Source organism: Streptomyces sp. NPDC099050 (genome assembly GCF_044759865.1).
Taxonomy (GTDB): Bacteria; Actinomycetota; Actinomycetes; order Streptomycetales; family Streptomycetaceae; genus Streptomyces.
The window spans coordinates 105,767-122,488 of sequence record NZ_JBIWAE010000022.1 but is presented as its reverse complement, the minus strand read 5'-3'; the positions used below and the strand labels follow the sequence as shown (position 1 = coordinate 122,488).

At 73.9% G+C, this 16,722-nt stretch carries 16 protein-coding genes; 8 read left to right on the top strand and 8 right to left on the bottom strand.

The features are described from left to right. Positions 1-285 precede the first annotated feature (285 nt). Positions 286-1,932, top strand: coding sequence for an alpha/beta hydrolase (locus tag ACIQV3_RS31100; RefSeq protein ID WP_403717790.1), 1,647 nt, complete (start codon positions 286-288; stop codon positions 1,930-1,932). Between the two features lie 99 nt (positions 1,933-2,031). On the opposite strand, the gene ACIQV3_RS31095 is transcribed toward ACIQV3_RS31100, so the two are convergent. Together ACIQV3_RS31095 and ACIQV3_RS31090 are read right to left on the bottom strand one after the other, a co-directional pair. After that, positions 2,032-2,487, bottom strand: coding sequence for an SRPBCC family protein (locus tag ACIQV3_RS31095; protein ID WP_403717787.1), 456 nt, complete (start codon positions 2,485-2,487; stop codon positions 2,032-2,034). 90 nt (positions 2,488-2,577) lie between these two features. After that, positions 2,578-4,752, bottom strand: coding sequence for an FUSC family protein (locus ACIQV3_RS31090; protein ID WP_403717784.1), 2,175 nt, complete (start codon positions 4,750-4,752; stop codon positions 2,578-2,580). Positions 4,753-4,869: 117 nt separating this feature from the next. Between ACIQV3_RS31090 and ACIQV3_RS31085 the strand changes: the two genes are divergently transcribed. The 3 genes from ACIQV3_RS31085 to ACIQV3_RS31075 all read left to right on the top strand — a co-directional run bounded on the left by ACIQV3_RS31085 (position 4,870) and on the right by ACIQV3_RS31075 (position 7,839). After that, positions 4,870-5,511 (top strand): TetR/AcrR family transcriptional regulator, encoded by a 642-nt coding sequence (locus tag ACIQV3_RS31085; RefSeq protein ID WP_403717782.1) that lies wholly within the window; start codon positions 4,870-4,872, stop codon positions 5,509-5,511. 195 nt (positions 5,512-5,706) lie between these two features. Further along, on the top strand, positions 5,707-6,924 hold the full coding sequence (locus ACIQV3_RS31080; RefSeq protein ID WP_403717779.1) for a cytochrome P450: 1,218 nt from the start codon (positions 5,707-5,709) through the stop codon (positions 6,922-6,924). A 330-nt stretch (positions 6,925-7,254) separates the two neighbouring features. Further along, positions 7,255-7,839 carry a TMEM165/GDT1 family protein gene (locus tag ACIQV3_RS31075; protein WP_403717777.1) on the top strand — a complete coding sequence of 195 codons (585 nt, stop codon included), beginning with the start codon at positions 7,255-7,257 and terminating at the stop codon, positions 7,837-7,839. Between the two features lie 21 nt (positions 7,840-7,860). Here ACIQV3_RS31075 and ACIQV3_RS31070 read toward each other — a convergent pair whose 3' ends face one another. The 4 genes from ACIQV3_RS31070 to ACIQV3_RS31055 form a co-directional block, all read right to left on the bottom strand. Beyond that, positions 7,861-8,640 (bottom strand): VOC family protein, encoded by a 780-nt coding sequence (locus ACIQV3_RS31070; RefSeq protein ID WP_403717773.1) that lies wholly within the window; start codon positions 8,638-8,640, stop codon positions 7,861-7,863. Between the two features lie 151 nt (positions 8,641-8,791). Continuing rightward, positions 8,792-9,487, bottom strand: a complete 696-nt coding sequence (locus ACIQV3_RS31065) for a hypothetical protein (RefSeq protein ID WP_403717770.1) — start codon at positions 9,485-9,487, stop codon at positions 8,792-8,794. Between the two features lie 54 nt (positions 9,488-9,541). Then, positions 9,542-10,447 carry an RNA polymerase sigma-70 factor gene (locus tag ACIQV3_RS31060; protein WP_403717848.1) on the bottom strand — a complete coding sequence of 302 codons (906 nt, stop codon included), beginning with the start codon at positions 10,445-10,447 and terminating at the stop codon, positions 9,542-9,544. 192 nt (positions 10,448-10,639) lie between these two features. Next, positions 10,640-11,005 (bottom strand): iron chaperone, encoded by a 366-nt coding sequence (locus ACIQV3_RS31055; protein WP_403717767.1) that lies wholly within the window; start codon positions 11,003-11,005, stop codon positions 10,640-10,642. A 126-nt stretch (positions 11,006-11,131) separates the two neighbouring features. Between ACIQV3_RS31055 and ACIQV3_RS31050 the strand changes: the two genes are divergently transcribed. The 3 genes from ACIQV3_RS31050 to ACIQV3_RS31040 are packed head-to-tail and all read left to right on the top strand — an operon-like array spanning position 11,132 to position 12,812. Continuing rightward, the gene (locus tag ACIQV3_RS31050; protein ID WP_403717762.1) at positions 11,132-11,578 is read left to right on the top strand and encodes an SRPBCC domain-containing protein; all 447 of its coding nucleotides are present in this window, start codon (positions 11,132-11,134) and stop codon (positions 11,576-11,578) included. Continuing rightward, complete coding sequence (locus ACIQV3_RS31045) at positions 11,575-11,943, top strand: ArsR/SmtB family transcription factor (protein ID WP_403717759.1); 369 nt, start codon at positions 11,575-11,577, stop codon at positions 11,941-11,943. The genes ACIQV3_RS31050 and ACIQV3_RS31045 overlap by 4 nt, the downstream gene beginning before the upstream one ends. Positions 11,944-11,960: 17 nt before the next feature. Further along, positions 11,961-12,812 (top strand): class I SAM-dependent methyltransferase, encoded by an 852-nt coding sequence (locus tag ACIQV3_RS31040; RefSeq protein WP_403717756.1) that lies wholly within the window; start codon positions 11,961-11,963, stop codon positions 12,810-12,812. A gap of 39 nt (positions 12,813-12,851) precedes the next feature. Here the strand turns inward: ACIQV3_RS31040 and ACIQV3_RS31035 are convergent, their stop codons facing one another. Beyond that, positions 12,852-13,430, bottom strand: a complete 579-nt coding sequence (locus tag ACIQV3_RS31035; RefSeq protein WP_403717753.1) for a rhodanese-like domain-containing protein — start codon at positions 13,428-13,430, stop codon at positions 12,852-12,854. Positions 13,431-13,552: 122 nt separating this feature from the next. Continuing rightward, entirely contained in the window at positions 13,553-14,584 is a 1,032-nt protein-coding gene (locus ACIQV3_RS31030) for a helix-turn-helix domain-containing protein (protein ID WP_403717750.1), read from the bottom strand. Between ACIQV3_RS31030 and helR the strand changes: the two genes are divergently transcribed. Beyond that, on the top strand, positions 14,558-16,690 hold the full coding sequence (gene helR, locus ACIQV3_RS31025) for an RNA polymerase recycling motor ATPase HelR (protein WP_403717747.1): 2,133 nt from the start codon (positions 14,558-14,560) through the stop codon (positions 16,688-16,690). The two genes, ACIQV3_RS31030 and helR, sit on opposite strands and share 27 nt — an antisense overlap. Positions 16,691-16,722: the final 32 nt, after the last annotated feature.

Below are 16,722 nucleotides of genomic sequence, written 5' to 3'. Positions count from 1 at the left end.
GGGACGCTAGTGCCGGCTCCGGCTCCCCCGCCGAAGGCCCATCCGGACCGGACAAACATCGGGGCGGGGCCCCGAAAGACTGCTACGGTGCCGCGCGCCCGGCCCCCGTACGCCCCGCGCCCCGAACCTGACGCGACGGCAAAAATTCCGGCGCGTCGGCCACTTGTCCGGATTTCCGGTCATTCGCGAGGAGTAGACGGCGCCGCCCCTGAGGTGGATTCGCCCGGACCGCGGGGTGACCCAGGGTGGGTGCGGACCACCGCCCACCCGAAAGGAACGGCCCCCGTGCGCAAGAAACGACTGGCTTCCCTCCTGGCCGCCGCAGGCCTCCTCGCGAGTACCGTGCCGCTGCTCGCCGCCGCCCAGGCCTCCGCCCTGACCACCGACACCGCCACCGGCGTCGACACCGCCACCGCCACCGTCCAGGCGGACGCCGCGTACCTGCGGCAGAGGCCCGCCTGGCACCGGTGCAGCGCCGAGCAGCCGGCCTCGTACGAGTGCGCCACCATCAAGGTGCCCCTCGACTACCGGCGGCCCGCGGGACGGACCCTGGACCTGGCGATATCCCGGGTGCGGAGCACGAACCCCGCCAAGCGGCACGGGGTCCTCCTGATGAATCCGGGCGGGCCGGGCGGGAGCGGGCTCGATCTGCCGGTGGCCTTCGGCGAGGCGGTCCCCGCGGAGGTGGCCGAGCGGTACGACCTCATCGGCTTCGATCCGCGCGGGGTCGGCGCCAGCAGTCCCATCAGCTGCGGGCTGGCCGACGCCGAGCAGGGCATCGACCGGCCGTACCGGCCCGGCTCCTTCCCCTCCGACGTGACCTGGGCGCGCACCATCGCCGAGAAGTGCCGGGAGAAGGCCGGCTCGGTGCTCCCGTACATCACGACCCGCAACACCGCCCGCGACATGGACACCATCCGGGCCGTCCTGGGCGAGCGGAAGCTCTCGTACCTGGGCTACTCCTACGGGACGTACCTCGGCGCGGTGTACGCGCAGATGTTCCCCCGCCGGACCGACCGCTTCGTGCTCGACAGCGGCGTCGACCCGGAGCTGATCTGGCGGGGCATGTTCCAGTCCTGGGCCACGGAAGCCGAGCCGGCCTTCGCCCGGTGGACGCGGTGGGCGGCGGAACGCTCGGGCGAGTACCACCTCGGCGAGAGCCCGGCCGCCGTGTCGAAGACCCTCTGGGACCTGGTGGCGCGCGCCGACCGGGATCCGATCGTCTTCCAGGGGGAGAAGATCAGCGGTGACGACATCCGGGGAGCCCGCGCGCTGTTCTTCTATCCGGCCCAGGTCACCCCGCTGGTGGTGGCCCTGAAGGACGCCGCGGAGGGGAAGCCCGCCGTCACTCCCGGCGCCTCCGGGCCGGACTTCGACATGAAGCGGGCCCTCGCCGGCCGGTCCGGGACCGCGGCGGAGCCCGCCTCCGACAACGGCGTCGCCGTCTTCTGGAGCGTGGTGTGCGGGGACACGGACGCCTGGCCGCGCGATCCCGAGCGCTACCGGCGCGACGCGGTCCGGGACAAGGCCGCGTACCCGCTGTACGGGGACTTCGCCTCGAACATCAAGCCCTGCGCCTTCTGGCCGCGGCCCATCGAAGCGCAGACCCCGATGAAGACGCCGGCCCGCGTGCTGACCGTGCAGAACGAGTGGGACTCGCAGACCCCGCTGGCCAGCGGCCTGGGCCTGCACCGGGCCCTGAAGGGCTCGCGGATGGTGCTGGCCCTGGGCGGTGAGGGCCACGGCGTGTACCTGGCCGATCCCTCCTCCTGCGCCGCCGCGCCGGTGACCGCGTACCTGGCCACGGGGCGGCTGCCGGCCCGGGACATCACCTGCCGTACGCCGTCACCGGGCGCGGACGGACAGGGGGCGTCGCCGTCGCCCTCGCCGGTGAAGCCGCTGCCGATTCCGTCCGGCCCCGGACGCTTCTGACCGTGTGACCCGGACACCGGGCTACCCGCGCCCCGCCACCCGTTGACCCCGTGACCGGGTGGCCCGGTGACCGGCTGACCGGGTGACCCGGCCCGGTCCTCACTCCGGCCGCGGGGACGCCTGCGCCGCCGCCTTGATCCGGCGGCCGAAGTCGGGGGCGTCCTTGCGCGCCGCGCTCAGCGCCAGGCCGACCAGGAGGCGGCCGAACCCGTGCCCGGTCAGGGTGTTGAAGACGCGCAACCGCGTCCGTCCGCCGGGGAGTTCGGCCAGGTCGTAGCCGCCCTCGGCGGTCACCAGGTTGTGGCTCAGCTCCGTCCAGCGGATCCGCACCGGCGCGTCGAGTTCGGTGATCTGGAACTCCCTGGCGGTCTTCATCCCGGCGTCCTTCACGGTGCTGCGGAAGACCGTCCCGACGGCGGTCGGGCCGTCCGGGGTCCGGGTGATCCGGTGGACGCGCGGGCTGAACTCCGGGTCGTTCCGACCGTCCGCGAGGTACGCGAACACCTCCGCGACGGGCCGGTCGATCTCGACGCTCGCCTCGAACAGTCCGGACATGACCGCTCCTCACCACACGCCCCAGCCGGCGGAGCCGGTACCCCTGCTTCCACGATCGCAGAGCCCCGCCCCGGCCGCACCACCGCGCACTCAGGCCCGACCGGAGGCCAACTGCCCGCCACCGGGCCCGCCACCGGCACCGCCACCGCCACCGCCACCGGCCGCGGCCCCCCGATCGAGCAGCGCCAGGTCCGCGGTCAGCGCGTCCAGCCACGCCATCGCGGTGTAGAACACGGGCGGCGCGCCCTCGGGTCCGGGCCGACGCGGGGCGGGGCCCGAGGGACCGGGCTCCACGGGCCCCTGGGCGTGTACGGGATCGGCGGCCGCCGCCGCGCGGCGCAGGCCGGCCGCCACCCAGGCCCCGTACTCCCGGACCACCGCCTCCTCGCGCGGGCCGGGCGGCGCGCCGGTTGGTCTGCGGCCGCCCCAGAGGACGTGGTGGCCGGTCATCATGGCGGCCTGCCAGTCCTCCCCCGCGGCGGCGGCCGGATGCCGGCGCTCTGTCTGGTACTGGGCGTACGCACTCTCCGCCAGGGCCAGCGCGTGCCGCACCCGCTGGTCGGGCTCCACGGCGCGGGCCCGCCCGAAGGCGGCCGTGGCCGCCTGGACGTCGTCGGCCGCGGCGTGCAGCAGCTCGGCGACGGCGCGCCCCAGTTCGTCGTGGGCGCCGCGCGGCCAGGCCAGCAGTCCGCACACCATCCCGATCGCGCTGCCGACCAGTACGTCCATGAACCGGACCTCGGCCAGCTGCCAGGTCACAGGGGCGAGCTGGGCGAAGGCCATGGCCACCACCAGGGTGAACATGGCCTGCGCCCAGCCCACGCCGCGCACGGGCCCGACGCAGAACGCGAACAGCATCAGCGGCGGCAGCACGATCGCGTACACCGTGCTCGCCTCCCCGGCCAGCGCGAGGACCCCGCCGGCGGCGACCGCGCCCACCAGGGTGCCGATCAGCGCCAGCCGGACGGTGGCCCGGGTCTGCTCGGCGTTGGTACGGGTCAGGCTGAGGACGGCGAGCATGGCCCAGAAGCCGTGCGGCAGCGAGTCCACTCCGGCGACGGCCCGGGCGACGGCGAGGGCCACGCCGATCCGGACGGCGTTCTGGAAGTGCACCGACCGGGGCCCGGAGTTCCCGGCCAGCCGGTACCACCAGAGCCGCACCGGCCCCTCCCCGGCGTACCAGAACCGGTCGGCGGGCCCGGCCACGGGCCCCACCCCCGGCCCGGCCGCGTCCACGGCCCCCGCACGCCCCGCCACGGCGATCCCGGCGGCGCCGCGCAGCACGAGCGCGGCGTCCGCCAGCTCCACCAGGGCGGCGTCGCGGAACCCGGGCCCGGGTCCCGTCATGGGGGTCCGGGCGAGGGAGACCTGCAGGTCCCGCAGCCCGGTGGAGTCCGTGGCGGGCGGGGTCCCCGACCGGAGCAGCCCGGCCGTCCCGGCGGCCGACTCGCGCACGGCCCGTACGAGGTCCATCCCGCCCGGTCCGCCGGCCGGCCGGCCGGGCTCCGGCGGGGGCAGGGACCGGAGCCGGGCCAGCAGGGTGCGGGCCGCCAGCCCGGTGTGGGCCAGCGCGCGTTCCCGTACGCCGGGTCCCGCGGGCCGCTGCGCCTCATCGACGTGGGAGGGCCGCAGGGCCTGCGCCCGCTCCGACGCGCGGGCGATCTCCGCCGCGGGGAGGGCGTGCGGCGGCCGCTCCAGCACCTCGGCGCACCGGGCCGCCTCGGAGGCGGCCGCGGCGGCCAGGTCCCGGTAACCGGGGACGGCCGGGTCGGGCAGCACGGTGGCCTCGGCGACGATCAGCAGCAGGATCCCCGCGACGGTGCCCGTCAGCCGCTGGCCGAGGGTGTCGGGGGCGTACGGCGGGAAGCTGGGCAGGATGTAGAGCAGCTGGAGCCCGGGCGCGGCGCCCGCCTGGCGGGGTCCCGCCGCCGAGGAGAAGGCCACGCAGAAGCCGATGACCAGCATGCCCGCCACGGCGGCCCAGGTCCGCACGGACAGGTAGGTGCCCAGGACCACCAGCGCGCAGGCGACGGGGAGCACGCGGGCGACCATCCGGGCCCGGAGGTGTCCGCTGCCCGGTATCCGGGAGAGCCCGGCCAGCGCGACGGCGGCGAAGAGCGCGTAGGTGGCCTCGACGGGCCGGTCCAGCCCGTACAGGAACGCGTAGAAGCCGATGCCGGTGGCGAGGGTGACCCGGACGGCCCGCCGGGCGGCCGCCGGCCAGGGGCCGGTGCCCGTACGGAGCTCCTTCAGGGCGGCGCGCACCCTCTCAGCGTCCCACCGGGCGCCCGGTCGGTCCTGCGGTACCGCTTGACACTTCGTCAGGGAGGGCGCAATTTATATCGGCAGCCCGATATAACAGACCAGCGCCCAGGAGGCCCGGTGGAGCCGTCCCGCACCCAGGACCCCAGGAGCCGCGTCCCGCAGGCGCAGCGCAAGTCCGAGAGCCGCGCCCGCCTCATCGACGCGGCGGCCGACCTCTTCGCCCGCAAGGGGTTTCACGGAGTCTCCGCCGAAGCCGTCGCCGAGGCGGCCGGGCGCACCACGGGCGCGCTCTACAGCCACTTCGGCGGCAAGGAGGGCCTGCTGCTGGCGCTCCTGGAGGTCTGGAAGGAGCGCACCGGCGAGGAGCTGGCCGCCGAGATCGCGGCCGGGGATCCGGCCGACCCCGCCGTGCACTTCTCCGCGATGTGGGGCAGCCTCACCCGCCCGCACCCCGAGCACGGCGACTCCTGGCTGCTCCTGGAGACGGAGCTGTGGCTGCACGCCGCCCGCGGCCCCCTCATCGGAGACCGGCTCGCCCAGCGGTACACCGAGATCCGTGCCCAGCTCGGCGAGGGTCTGGCCGACTGGGCCGGGGCCACCGGCACTCCCCTGACCCGTACGCCGGAGGAGACCGGCGCCCTCGTCCTCGGCATCCTCCTGGGGCTCGCCATGCAGCACCGCCTCGAACCGGCCGCCGTCCCCGACGGGCTCGTCGTCGAGGCCCTCGGCGCCGTCCTGGGACTCGGCGGAGCCCACTGAGCCGTACGGCTCCGACCGGCGCCGCTCCCGATCGGTCGATCGCTCGATCCGTGCCACGTCGAGCCCGTGCCACGTCGAGCCCGTGCCGCGTCGATCCGTGCCGCGTCGATCCGTGCCACCCCGACCCCCGACGCCCCGACCCGTCGACCCGTCGACCCGTGCCACCCCGATCCGTCCGACGAAGGGAACCGCCCCGTGCTGCCCACCGGCGAGATAGACCTCCTTGAGAACACCTGGGCCCGTGAGGTCCCGCACGCCCAGTTCACCCGGCTGCGCCGGGAGAACCCGGTCCACTGGCACGAGGTGCCGGGCCGGCACGCCGGCTTCTACGCCGTCACCCGCCACGCCGACGTCAAGGCCGTCAGCCGCGACCCCGAGCTGTGGTCCACCGAACTCGGCTCGTTCATGATCCGCGACCAGAACCCGGAGTCCCTGGAGACCCTGCGCCTGGTCCTGCTGGGCATGGACGCCCCGCGCCACTCCCGGTACCGCTCGCTGGTCAGCGCCGGGTTCACGCCCCGGGTCGTACGAAGGCTCGCGGCCCGGATCCAGGAGCGTGCGGTAGCCCTGGTGGAGCGCGCGGTCACCCCGGGCCGGGACATGGACTTCGTCGCGGAGGTCGCCGCATGGCTGCCGATCCAGACGATCTGCGAGATGGTCGGCGTACCCGAGGGGGACGAGCGGCTGATCTTCGAGTGGAGCAACCGGATGGCCGGCTCCCAGGACCCCGAACTGTCGGCCGGCAAGCACGACAGCGATCTCGCGGCCGCCGAGATCTACGCGTACTGCGACGCGCTGGCCGACGAGCGGCGGATCCGCCCCCGGGAGGACATCCTCTCGACGCTGGTGCACGCCGAGGTCGACGGGGACCGGCTGTCTCCGGACGAGATCAACATGTTCTTCGTGCTGCTCTGCGTCGCCGGGAACGAGACCACCCGCAATCTCCTCTCCGGCGCCCTGATGGCCCTGATCGACCACCCCGCGGCGCGCGCCGAACTGGCCGCGGCCCCCGGGGACGAGGCCCTGTGGACCACGGCGACGGAGGAGTTCCTGCGCTGGGGCGGCTCGATCCACAACTTCCGGCGCACCGCCACCCGCGACACCGTCCTGCACGGACGGCCCGTCGCCGAGGGGCAGAAGGTGGTCACCTACTACACCTCCGCCAACCGCGACGAGGACGTCTTCACCGACCCCTTCGCCTTCGACATCCGCCGCACTCCGAACGACCACCTCACCTTCGGGGGCGGCGGCCCCCACTTCTGCCTGGGGGCCGGCCTCGCCCGCACCCAGATCAAGGCCCTGGTCCGGGAGCTCCTGCGCCGCCATCCGGAGGTCTCGCTCACGGGGGAGGTCCGCCGCCTGCGCTCGGACTTCATCAACGGGGTCAAGTACCTCCCGGTGCGTTTCGGATAGCTGCCGGCCGCCGGCCGGGAGCCGCCGGCCGCTCCGGGGGGACCTTCGCCCCTGCCGGGGCACTCGCCGCCGCTGTTACAGTTGTGGGCAGCGAAGGGGAGTAGTCCCGAAAACCGCTGGTCGACATACTGGACGCCCCGACGGGTCCCGGCCACCGGGCCACCGCGCTTCAGGCGCGGGGCGGACGAGACCTTCGGCCAAGGCATGACCCGTCCCACATCATCGTGTGGGCCGCTTCGTCGTGCCGGGCCGAGTGGTTCTTCCCGTCGCCTCCCGCTGGGTGCCGATCGAGCCATCAGAGCCCGGCTCCAGCAGAAAGCAGCACCCGGAATGGCTCTCGACCCCGTGGCGATCTTCACCGCCTTCGGTCTGATCTTCCTTGCCGAGCTCCCCGACAAGACCATGTTCGCCTCACTGGCCATGGGCACCCGGATGCGGCCGCTGTACGTGTGGTTCGGCACCTCCACCGCGTTCATCGTGCACGTGGCCATCGCGGTCGGCGCCGGAAGTCTGCTCAGCATGCTGCCGAACATGGCCGTCAAGCTCACCTCCGCCGCCCTGTTCGCCTTCGGCGCCGTCGTCATGATGCGCTCCGGCGGGGACGACGACGAGGCGGACTCGGCGGCCAAGGCCGTCACCGGCTTCTGGCCCGTCTTCACCACGGCGTTCATGGCCGTCTTCATCGGCGAATGGGGCGACCTGACGCAGATCACCACCGCCAACCTCGCCGCCACCAACGGCTGGCTGCCCACCGCCATCGGCTCCGCGGCAGCCCTCATGTCGGTGTCCGCCCTCGCCCTGGTCGTGGGCCGGTTCATCGCCAAGCGGGTCCCCCTGAAGACCGTTCAGCGCTTCGGCGCCCTGTGCATGGCCGCGCTGGCCGTCTGGACGCTCATCGAAGCCTTCACCGGCTGACGCCGACCGCCCGGGCCGGCGTCAGCCGGCCTGCGGCGCCGCCTCGAGCAGGGCGAACACCGCCCCGCTCGGGTCCGCCAGCCAGGCGATCCGCCCGACGTCGGGCACGTCCGCGCCCGGCAACAGCACCGCGCCGCCGCTGGTCCGCGCGGTGCCCACCGCGGCGTCCACGTCCGCGACCGCGAAGTACGGCACCCAGCGCGCGTCCGTCTCCCCCTCCCTCAGGGGTGCCACCCCTCCGAAGGAGGCTTCCTCCTGGTCCCCGTCGGCGGTGCTGAGCACCTGGTAGGTCATGCCGGGCGCGTCCATCTCCCGTGAGCGCGTCCCGAAGAGAGTTCCGTAGAAGGCGAGCGCCGCCATCGGGTCCGGCACGTGCAGTTCGACCCAGCACAGCGCGTTGTCGGCGGAGGTCAGCTCCAGTCCCGGTGTCCGGCCCGGCTTCCAGACCGCGAAGTCGGCGCCCTGCTGGTCGGTGTACTGCGCGAGCCATCCCGCCCCCATGACGTCCATCGGCTCGACGCGGACGGCGCCCCCGCCGCCGCGTACGCCGCGGGTGGTGGCCTCCGCGTCGTCGGTCCGGAAGTACACGGTCCACGCGGAGGTGGCCCCGGGGTCGAGCTGCCCGACCGCGGCGACGGTCATGCCGTCCACCTGGAAGAACCCGTACCCGCCGGTCTCGGGCCCGAGCAGGTGGAACTCCCAGCCGAAGACGGCCCGGTAGAAGGCCGCGGCCCGGGGGATGTCGGGGCTCCCGAGGTCGATCCAGTTGGGCGAGCCGGGGCGGTAGTCGGTACCGAGCATGGGTTCCTCCTGCGTTCGGGTTTCGGATGCGAGGTACCCGCATAACGGCCCCGCCCCCCGGCTTCCCCGCCCACCGCCACACGTACGGTCCCCCCGGCGCACCGCATTCGGCCGGTGGCCGCGGCTGTCCGCCTGCACCACCGGGCCGGCCCTAGTAGGGGCCTCCGCGGAACAGCACGCTGCCCTGGTGGCGCGGGCGGTCGCCCCGTTCGTGGGCCGCGTCGGAACGGTCGGCGGGGGCCGCGAGTCCGGCGAGGGTCCGCAGGGTCTCCAGACCGGCCATGACCTCGTCACGGCGTGCCGCGGACTTCATCCAGGCCGGCATCCGGGCGAACATCGACAGCGTCGGGGAGGTGTGCCGCTCGCGCAGCCGGGCGCCCACGTAGGCGGCGAGGGCTTCGACGTGCTCCTCGTCGTACGCCCACAGGATCCGTCCCGCACAGCGGGTCTGCAGCCAGAGCGGACGCCGGAAGAAGGGGTCCTCGGTGCCTCCGACCGAGACCCCGACCAGGGCGGCGCCCCGCTCCTGCGCCGACCAGTCGGCCGTCGTCCCGCATGCCGCGCAGGCGAGGCGGCGGGGCTGGAAGAGCAGGGCACTGAAGTACTTCGGCTCCGCGAGGCCGGGCCGCGGCAGGACGATCGCGCGGCCGCCGCACCGGGGGCAGACCACGAGCACCCGGCCGGTGAACCGGACCAGCCACGTGCCGTGGTCCTGGTGCCGGAGGGGTTCGGCGGGTGCGGGTGCCGCGGGTCCGGGTACGGCAGGCTCGGGTACGGCGGGTCCGGGTACGGCGGGTCCGGGTACGGGCTCGGCGGGCTCGGAGCCCGTGGAGGGGAGGGACGGCATGCCCGCCATGCTGCCAGCCCCTCCCCCACCAGGCGCCTGCCACCCCGCACTCGCTCACCGCAGGGTGGGCGTGGTCTCCGTGTCGACGTGGGACAGCTTCTCCGGGTTGCGGACGAAGTAGAGGCCCGTGATGCGGGTGTCCTCGACGCGGACGGCGATGACTCCGTCGAGCTCTCCGTCCACGTGGACGGCCAGGGCCGGAGTGCCGTTGACCATCGTGTGGGCGAAGGAGAGCCCGATCCCGGCCTTCCCGGCCTTGCCCGTCATGCCCGTGAACAGGCGGGCCACATGGAGGGCGCCCACGACCGGCCGCAGCGCGGCGTGCTTGATGCCGCCGCCGTCGCCCATGTAGACGACCTCGGGGGCGAGCACGTCGAGGAGGCCCTGCAGGTCCCCGGTCTCGAAGGCCCGCTGGAACAGTTCCACGGCCACCCGCGCTTCGCTCGCGGAGACGGCCTGGCGGGGGCGGCGCGCGTCGACGTGCTTGCGGGACCGGTGGGCGATCTGCCGGACGGCCGCGGGTGTCTTGTCGACGGCTGCCGCGATCTCCTCGTAGTCGAGGCCGAACACCTCTCGGAGCACGAACACGGCCCGCTCGGTCGGCCCGAGCGTCTCCAGGACCAGCATCATCGCCATCGACATGCTCTCGGCCAGTTCCACGTCCTCGGCCACGTCCGGGGTGGTGAGCAGCGGTTCGGGCAGCCACTGGCCGACGTAGGCCTCCTTGCGGCGGCTCATGGTGCGCAGCCGGTTCAGCGCCTGGCGGGTGGTGATCCGCACCAGGTAGGCGCGCCGGTCACTCACCGTGTCGAGGTCGACTCCCGCCCAGCGCAGCCAGGTCTCCTGCAGCACGTCCTCGGCGTCGGCCGCCGAGCCGAGCATCTCGTAGGCGACCGTGAAGAGCAGGTTGCGGTGGGCGACGAAGGTCTCGGTCGCCGTATCGGGGGCCCGCGGGGGTATGTCCACAGCTGATTCTCCTCCGTCGGATTCCGTGGCAACTGATCTTGTCAGGCGTTCTGTTCGGCGGCGACGGCGACCCACAGCGCGGTGTCGTCGCGGCGGGCGAACCGGAAGGTGCGGCGCCGCGGCCCAGGCTGACGCACTGGCCGGGGGACATCTGGTTCAGGTGGTCGGGCCGCTCGTCCGCGGCGGTCAGCCGGCCTTCCCGGGAGCGGCGGCCGTGGCCCGCAGCAGGTCCCTCAGGAGGACGAAGTCGATCTTCTCCGACGTACGGAAGCGCAGGCAGACCTTGCCCATGTCGTGGTCCGCCAGCCGCTCCTCGAAGGCCTCGCGGACCTCCTCGCGCATCAGGTAGAAGGAGACGTACTGCTTCTGGCTCGCGAAGGCGATCCCCCCGACGCCGTCCCGCTCGTACACGGGCATCCCGTACGCCATCGCTTCGGTGAATCCGCGAAGCTCCGTACGGCACAGCTCGCGCAGGCGCACCAGTGCCTCCCTGCGCCCCTCGGGAACCTCCGCGAGGTACGCGTCCACGTCTTCCGCCCGGCTCTGCACCATGGGTCCGAGCGTAGGCGAACCCGTACGAACCATCCTCGTGCAACCTCACGGTTGCGGGTCGGCGAGGGACGTGCAACTCTGGAGTTGCACCGAATCACCCGATGGCTTGCGACGAAGGAGTCCCTGATGAACGCGGACCGGATCGAACGCGACACCCTGATCGAAGCATCCCTGGAACGGGTCTGGTCCCTGGTGGCCGAGCCGGGCTTCTGGGTGGCGGACGAGGGGAGCCTGGCCGGCACGGTGGCCCGGGAGGGCGAGTCGGTCGTGGCGCGGAACAGCGAGTACGGCGAGTTCCCGGTACGGGTGGAGAAGGTGGACCCGCCGACCTATCTGGCGTACCGGTGGGCCAGCGCCTTCCCCGGACAGGAGCTGAGCGCGGACAACAGCACCCTGGTGGAGTTCACCCTGAGCCGCGAGGGCGACAAGACGCGGCTGCGCGTCGTGGAGAGCGGATTCGCGGCCCTGGCCGGGTCCGAGGAACTGCGCGCCAAGGCGCTCAAGGACAACACCGGCGGCTGGCCGCAGGTGCTCGACGCCTTCAAGAAGCGCGTCGAACAACCCGCCGCGTGAGCGAGGCCCCGGCGGCCGAGGAGGCGGTCGACCAGGTCCTCGTGGCACTGGCCGACCCGACCCGCCGCCGGCTGCTCGGCCTGCTCGCCGCTCACGGCGAGGTCACCGCGACCACCCTCGCCGAGGGGCTGCCCGTCTCCCGGCAGGCGGTGGTCAAGCACCTCGCCGTCCTGGACGCGGCCGGGCTGGTCTCCGGCAGCCGGGTCGGACGCGAGGTCCGGTACACCGTGCGGCCCGCGGCCCTGGACTCGACGGCCCGGTGGATGGCCACCCTCGCGGCCGACTGGGACCGCCGGCTGGCCGCCGTCAAACGGATCGCCGAGGCGGCGGAACGGGATGCGGGCCGGGGCGCCACGGACCGATAGTGGGAACTGTGGGAACCGTGAGCGGCAGGCCAGAGGAAACCGGACGAGCCGGGCGAGCCGAACGAGCCGGGCGAGCCGGAACGGGCGGCGCGGACCACGGCGGCGGGCGGGAGCCCGTCGCCTGGTCCGGGCCGGAGGGCGCGCGGGCCTTCGCCTCCGTGGAGGCGGCCACCGACTGGCTGCTCGGGTATCCCTTCGTCTTCCGGGCCCTGGCCCGGTGGGTCGGCAGCGGATCCGTCCTGGTGGACTACGGATGCGGGCCCGGCAAGGTCGCCGACCACGCGGCCCGGCTGCTCGGAGCGAAGGTGCTGGGCGTGGACACCTCCCCCGAGATGCTCGCGCTGGCCCGCGCCTCGGGGACGGCGGTCGCCGAATACCACCTGGTCACGGACGGACGTGCGGCCTGCCTGGCGGACGGCGGCGCCGACGCCGTCATGTGCAACCACGTCCTGGCGTCGCTGCCCACCGAGGAAGCGGTGCTCTCGGTGTTCCGGGAGATCCGCCGGATCCTGCGGCCCGGCGGCCCGTTCGTGCTGCTGGCCACCGATCCCGCGTGCGGCGGGACGGAGTACGCCTCGCTGAGCATCGGCGAGCCGGGTGCCGCGTACGGCCCGGGCGACGAGCTGCCCGTACGGCTCCGGCGTACGGACGGCAGCTGGCAGGTGATGCCCAACCACGCCTGGCCCGTGGACTTCTATCCGGCCCTGCTGGAGCGGGCCGGATTCACCCTCCTCGTCCAGCACCGCCCGACGGTCGAGGAGGCCCTCGGCATCCCCGGCCTCGTCGACCAGGACCTCGCCGCCGGCCGCGGCTGGGAGGCGGAACGGGCCGGGCCCCCACTGGTGATCACCACGGCGGTGGCGGTCTGAGGGTTCGGGTCCCGCCGGGACCACCGGACCGCACCGCGGTCAGCAGGCGCAGGAGATGCCCGAGCGCGGGGCGGTCAGATCGTCGATCGCGCGCTGGTCGGTGCCCCGAGCCGTCTCGAAGGCGAAGCCCTCGCGGACCCAGTACTCGAATCCGCCGAGCATCTCCTTGACCTGGTAGCCCAGGCGGGCGAAGGCCAGCGCCGCCCGCGTGGCGCCGTTGCAGCCGGGGCCCCAGCAGTACGTGACCACCGTCAGCGCCGGGTCGATCAGCGAAGGCGCCAGCTCCGCGATCCGTGCCGTCGGAAGGTGCAGCGCCCCCGGGATGTGGCCCTGGTCCCAGGCGGCCTCGCTGCGGGAGTCGACCACCACCAGACCGGGGACGCCGGAGAGCAGGTCGGCCCGTACGTCCGAGACGTCCGCCTCGAAGGCGAGCCGGGCCGCGTAGTGGGCGGCCGCGAGACCCGGAGCGGCGGCCGGGACGGAGAGGACGGCGCTGGTGATCGCGGTGCCGGTGATCGCGGTGCCGGTGGTCCCGGACGGGGCGATCTCGGCGGAGCCGGCGATCTCGGCGGAGACGGTGGACGTGGCGGAGACGGTGGACGTGGCGGTCGCGGACATCGGGGAACTCCTCGTACGGGGTGGAGGGCGGGGCTCGCCGGCCGGGTGGACTCCCTTGCGGCGATGACTCCATCCTCTGCCCCCGTCACTCCCGCGACGAGTGGCGTAAACGCCTTCACTCGTCAAGATCCCGCCAGGGGTGCGGCGACCCGGACGAACGCCTTCCGGTAGGCCGTCGGCGTCGTCCTCATCTGCCGGGTGAAGTGGTGGCGGTACGTCGCGGTGGCATCGAAGCCGACCGCCGCGGCCACCTCGTCCACCGTCCCCTCGCCCGACTCCAGCAGCGGCAGGCTCGCCGAGATCCGCTGGGAGACCACCCAGCGGATCGGGCTCACCCCGTTGCGACGGGTGAAGTGGCGGAGGAAGGAGCGCTCCGACATGTTCGCCGCACGGGCCAGGGCCGGGACGGAGAGCGGACCGTACAGCCGCTGAAGGGCCCAGGACATGCTCCGGGAGATCCCGTCGTCGGCGCCGTCGGGTCCCAACTCCCCGACCGCCGCCTCGATGAACTGGGCCTGCCCGCCCTCGCGATGGGGCGGCACGACGAACCGGCGGGCCACGGTGTTGGCGACGGCGGCGCCGTGGTCGGCGCGGACCAGGTAGAGGCAGAGGTCGATGCCGGCGGCGCTGCCCGCGCTGGTCAGTACGTCGCCGTTGTCGACGTAGAGGACGTCCGCGTCGACCTCGACCGCGGGATGCCGCTCGGCGAGGGTGCGGGCGTAGCGCCAGTGCGTGGTGGCCCGGCGGCCGTCGAGGAGACCGGTGGCGGCGAGCGCGAAGGCGCCCGAGCAGATGGAAACCAGGCGCGCACCCCGGGCGTGGGCCTCGAGGAGGGCGTCGACCAGCGCGGGCGCGATGGCGCCGCCCGCCGGGGAGACTCCGGGGATGATCACGGTGTCCGCGGCGGAGAGGGCGTCGAGCCCGTGCTCGGCGCGGAGCGTGAACCCGCCCACGACGCGCAGGTCCCGCCCGGGTTCCGCCGAGCAGACCCGCAGCTCGTACCAGGGCAGGTCCCCCAGCTCGGGGCGGGCGAGGCCGAACACCTCGACCACCACGCCCAGTTCGAAGGGGGCCATGCCGTCGAAGGCGAGTACGGCCACCACATGGGCCGGAGCGGGCTTCGTGAGGTGAAGGGGTACGGCCTGGGACGTCATGGCCGTACTGTAGCCAGCCGTCTTCGCCGGGCCATCGCGCACTGCCTGGAGCAGACGATCGCCGAACTGTCCGACCGCCTGGAGGTCACGCGCAAGACGCCCGGCGGCATCGGCCGGGAGGCGATGGACCGCGATGCGGAGATCCACCGCCTGACCAGCCGGCTGCGCACCCTGCGCCGCTTCGGGCTGGACCTGTGCCTGGGCCACATCGTCCCCGCCGACGGCTCCGCGCCCGTGTACATCGGACGCCTCGGCCTCACCGACAGTGCGGGCGACCGGCTGCTGCTGGACTGGCGCTCCCCCGCCGCCGAACCCTTCTTCGCGGCGACGCACGCCGTCCCGATGGGTCTGGCGAGCCGCCGCAGGTACCGCTGGACCCGCGGGCGGATCAGCGACTACTGGGACGAGGTGTTCTGCGCGGACGGGCTCGAAGGGCGCGCCGCACTCGACGACCAGTCCGCGTTCATCGCCGGCCTGGGCGGCAACCGGTCCGACCGCATGCGCGACGTGCTCGCCACCATCCAGGCCGATCAGGACGCCATCATCCGGGCCGGATCCCGCGGCGCCCTCGTCGTCGACGGCGGCCCGGGTACGGGCAAGACCGTCGTCGCCCTGCACCGCACGGCCCACCTGCTCTACTCCGACCCGCGGCTCGGCCACCGCCGCGGCGGCGTCCTCTTCGTCGGCCCGAGCCGGCCCTACCTCGCCTACGTCTCGGACGTGCTGCCCAGCCTCGGCGAGGAGGGCGTACAGACCTGCACCCTGCGCGACCTCGTCCCCGAGGGAGCCGCCGCGACGGTCGAGGCCGACCCGCGCGCGGCCCTCCTCAAATCGTCCGCCGACCTGGTGAGGGCGATCGAGGCGGCGGTGCGCATCTACGAGGAGCCCCCCACGGAGGGGATCACCGTCTCCAGCCACTGGTCCGACCTCTGGCTGAGCGCCGACGACTGGGCGGCCGCGTTCGGGGCGGTGGAGCCGGGCACCCCGCACAACGAGGCGCGCGACCAGATCCTGGAGGAGCTGCTCACGATCCTGATGGACCAGGACGACAGCGACGTCTCGCCCCAGCTGCTGCGCCGTTCGCTGCTCCAGGACCGGGACCTGATCACCACCCTCCACCGGGCGTGGCCGATGCTCGACCCGGGCGAGCTCCTCGCAGACCTCTGGTCGGTGCCCGCCTACCTGCGCAAGTGCGCTCCGTGGCTCGGGCCCGACGACGTGTCCCTCCTCCAGCGCGCCGACGCACAGGCCTGGACGGTGTCGGACCTGCCGCTCCTGGACGCGGCCCGGCAGCGGCTCGGCGACGCCGAAGCCTCCGTACGCGAGCGCCGCCGCGGAGCCGCCGTCGCCGCCGAGCGGGCGCGGCGGTCCGAGGTCATCGACCGGCTGCTCCAGGACTCCGAGATCGACGAGAGCCAGGGCGCGGTGGGGATGCTGCGGGGACGGGATCTGCAGGACGCCCTGATCGACGGGGACGCGCTGCCCGGCACCGAACCCGACCTGCTCGCGGGCCCGTTCGCGCACATCGTGGACGAGGCGCAGGAACTGACCGACGCCGAATGGCAGATGCTGCTGACCCGCTGCCCGTCACGGAGCTTCACGATCGTCGGGGACCGCGCGCAGGCCCGGCACGGGTTCACCGAGTCCTGGCGGGAGCGGCTCGAACGCGCCGGGCTCGACCGGATCACCATGGCCTCCCTCAGCGTCAACTACCGCACGCCGGAAGAGGTCATGGCCGTGGCCGAGCCGGCCATCCGCGCCGCGCTCCCCGACGCGAACGTGCCCACCTCCGTCCGCGGCAGCGGCATCCCGGTCACGCACGGCCGTCTCGCGGAACTGTCCGCGGTCCTCGACGACTGGCTCGGCGCCCAGTCCGACGGGGTCGCCTGCGTCATCGCCACCGGCGACGTCGACACCCTCCCGGCGCCGGCGTCGGCGGACGACCGGGTCCGCGTGCTGACGCCGGCGCTGTCGAAGGGACTCGAATTCGACCTGGTCGTCCTCATCGACCCGGACACCTTCGGCGAGGGCATCGAAGGCGCCGTCGACCGCTACGTCGCGATGACCCGGGCGACCCAGCGCCTGGTCATCCTCACGAGCTGCTGACGAGCCCCCGAGCGAGCCCCCGCCCGGCCCGC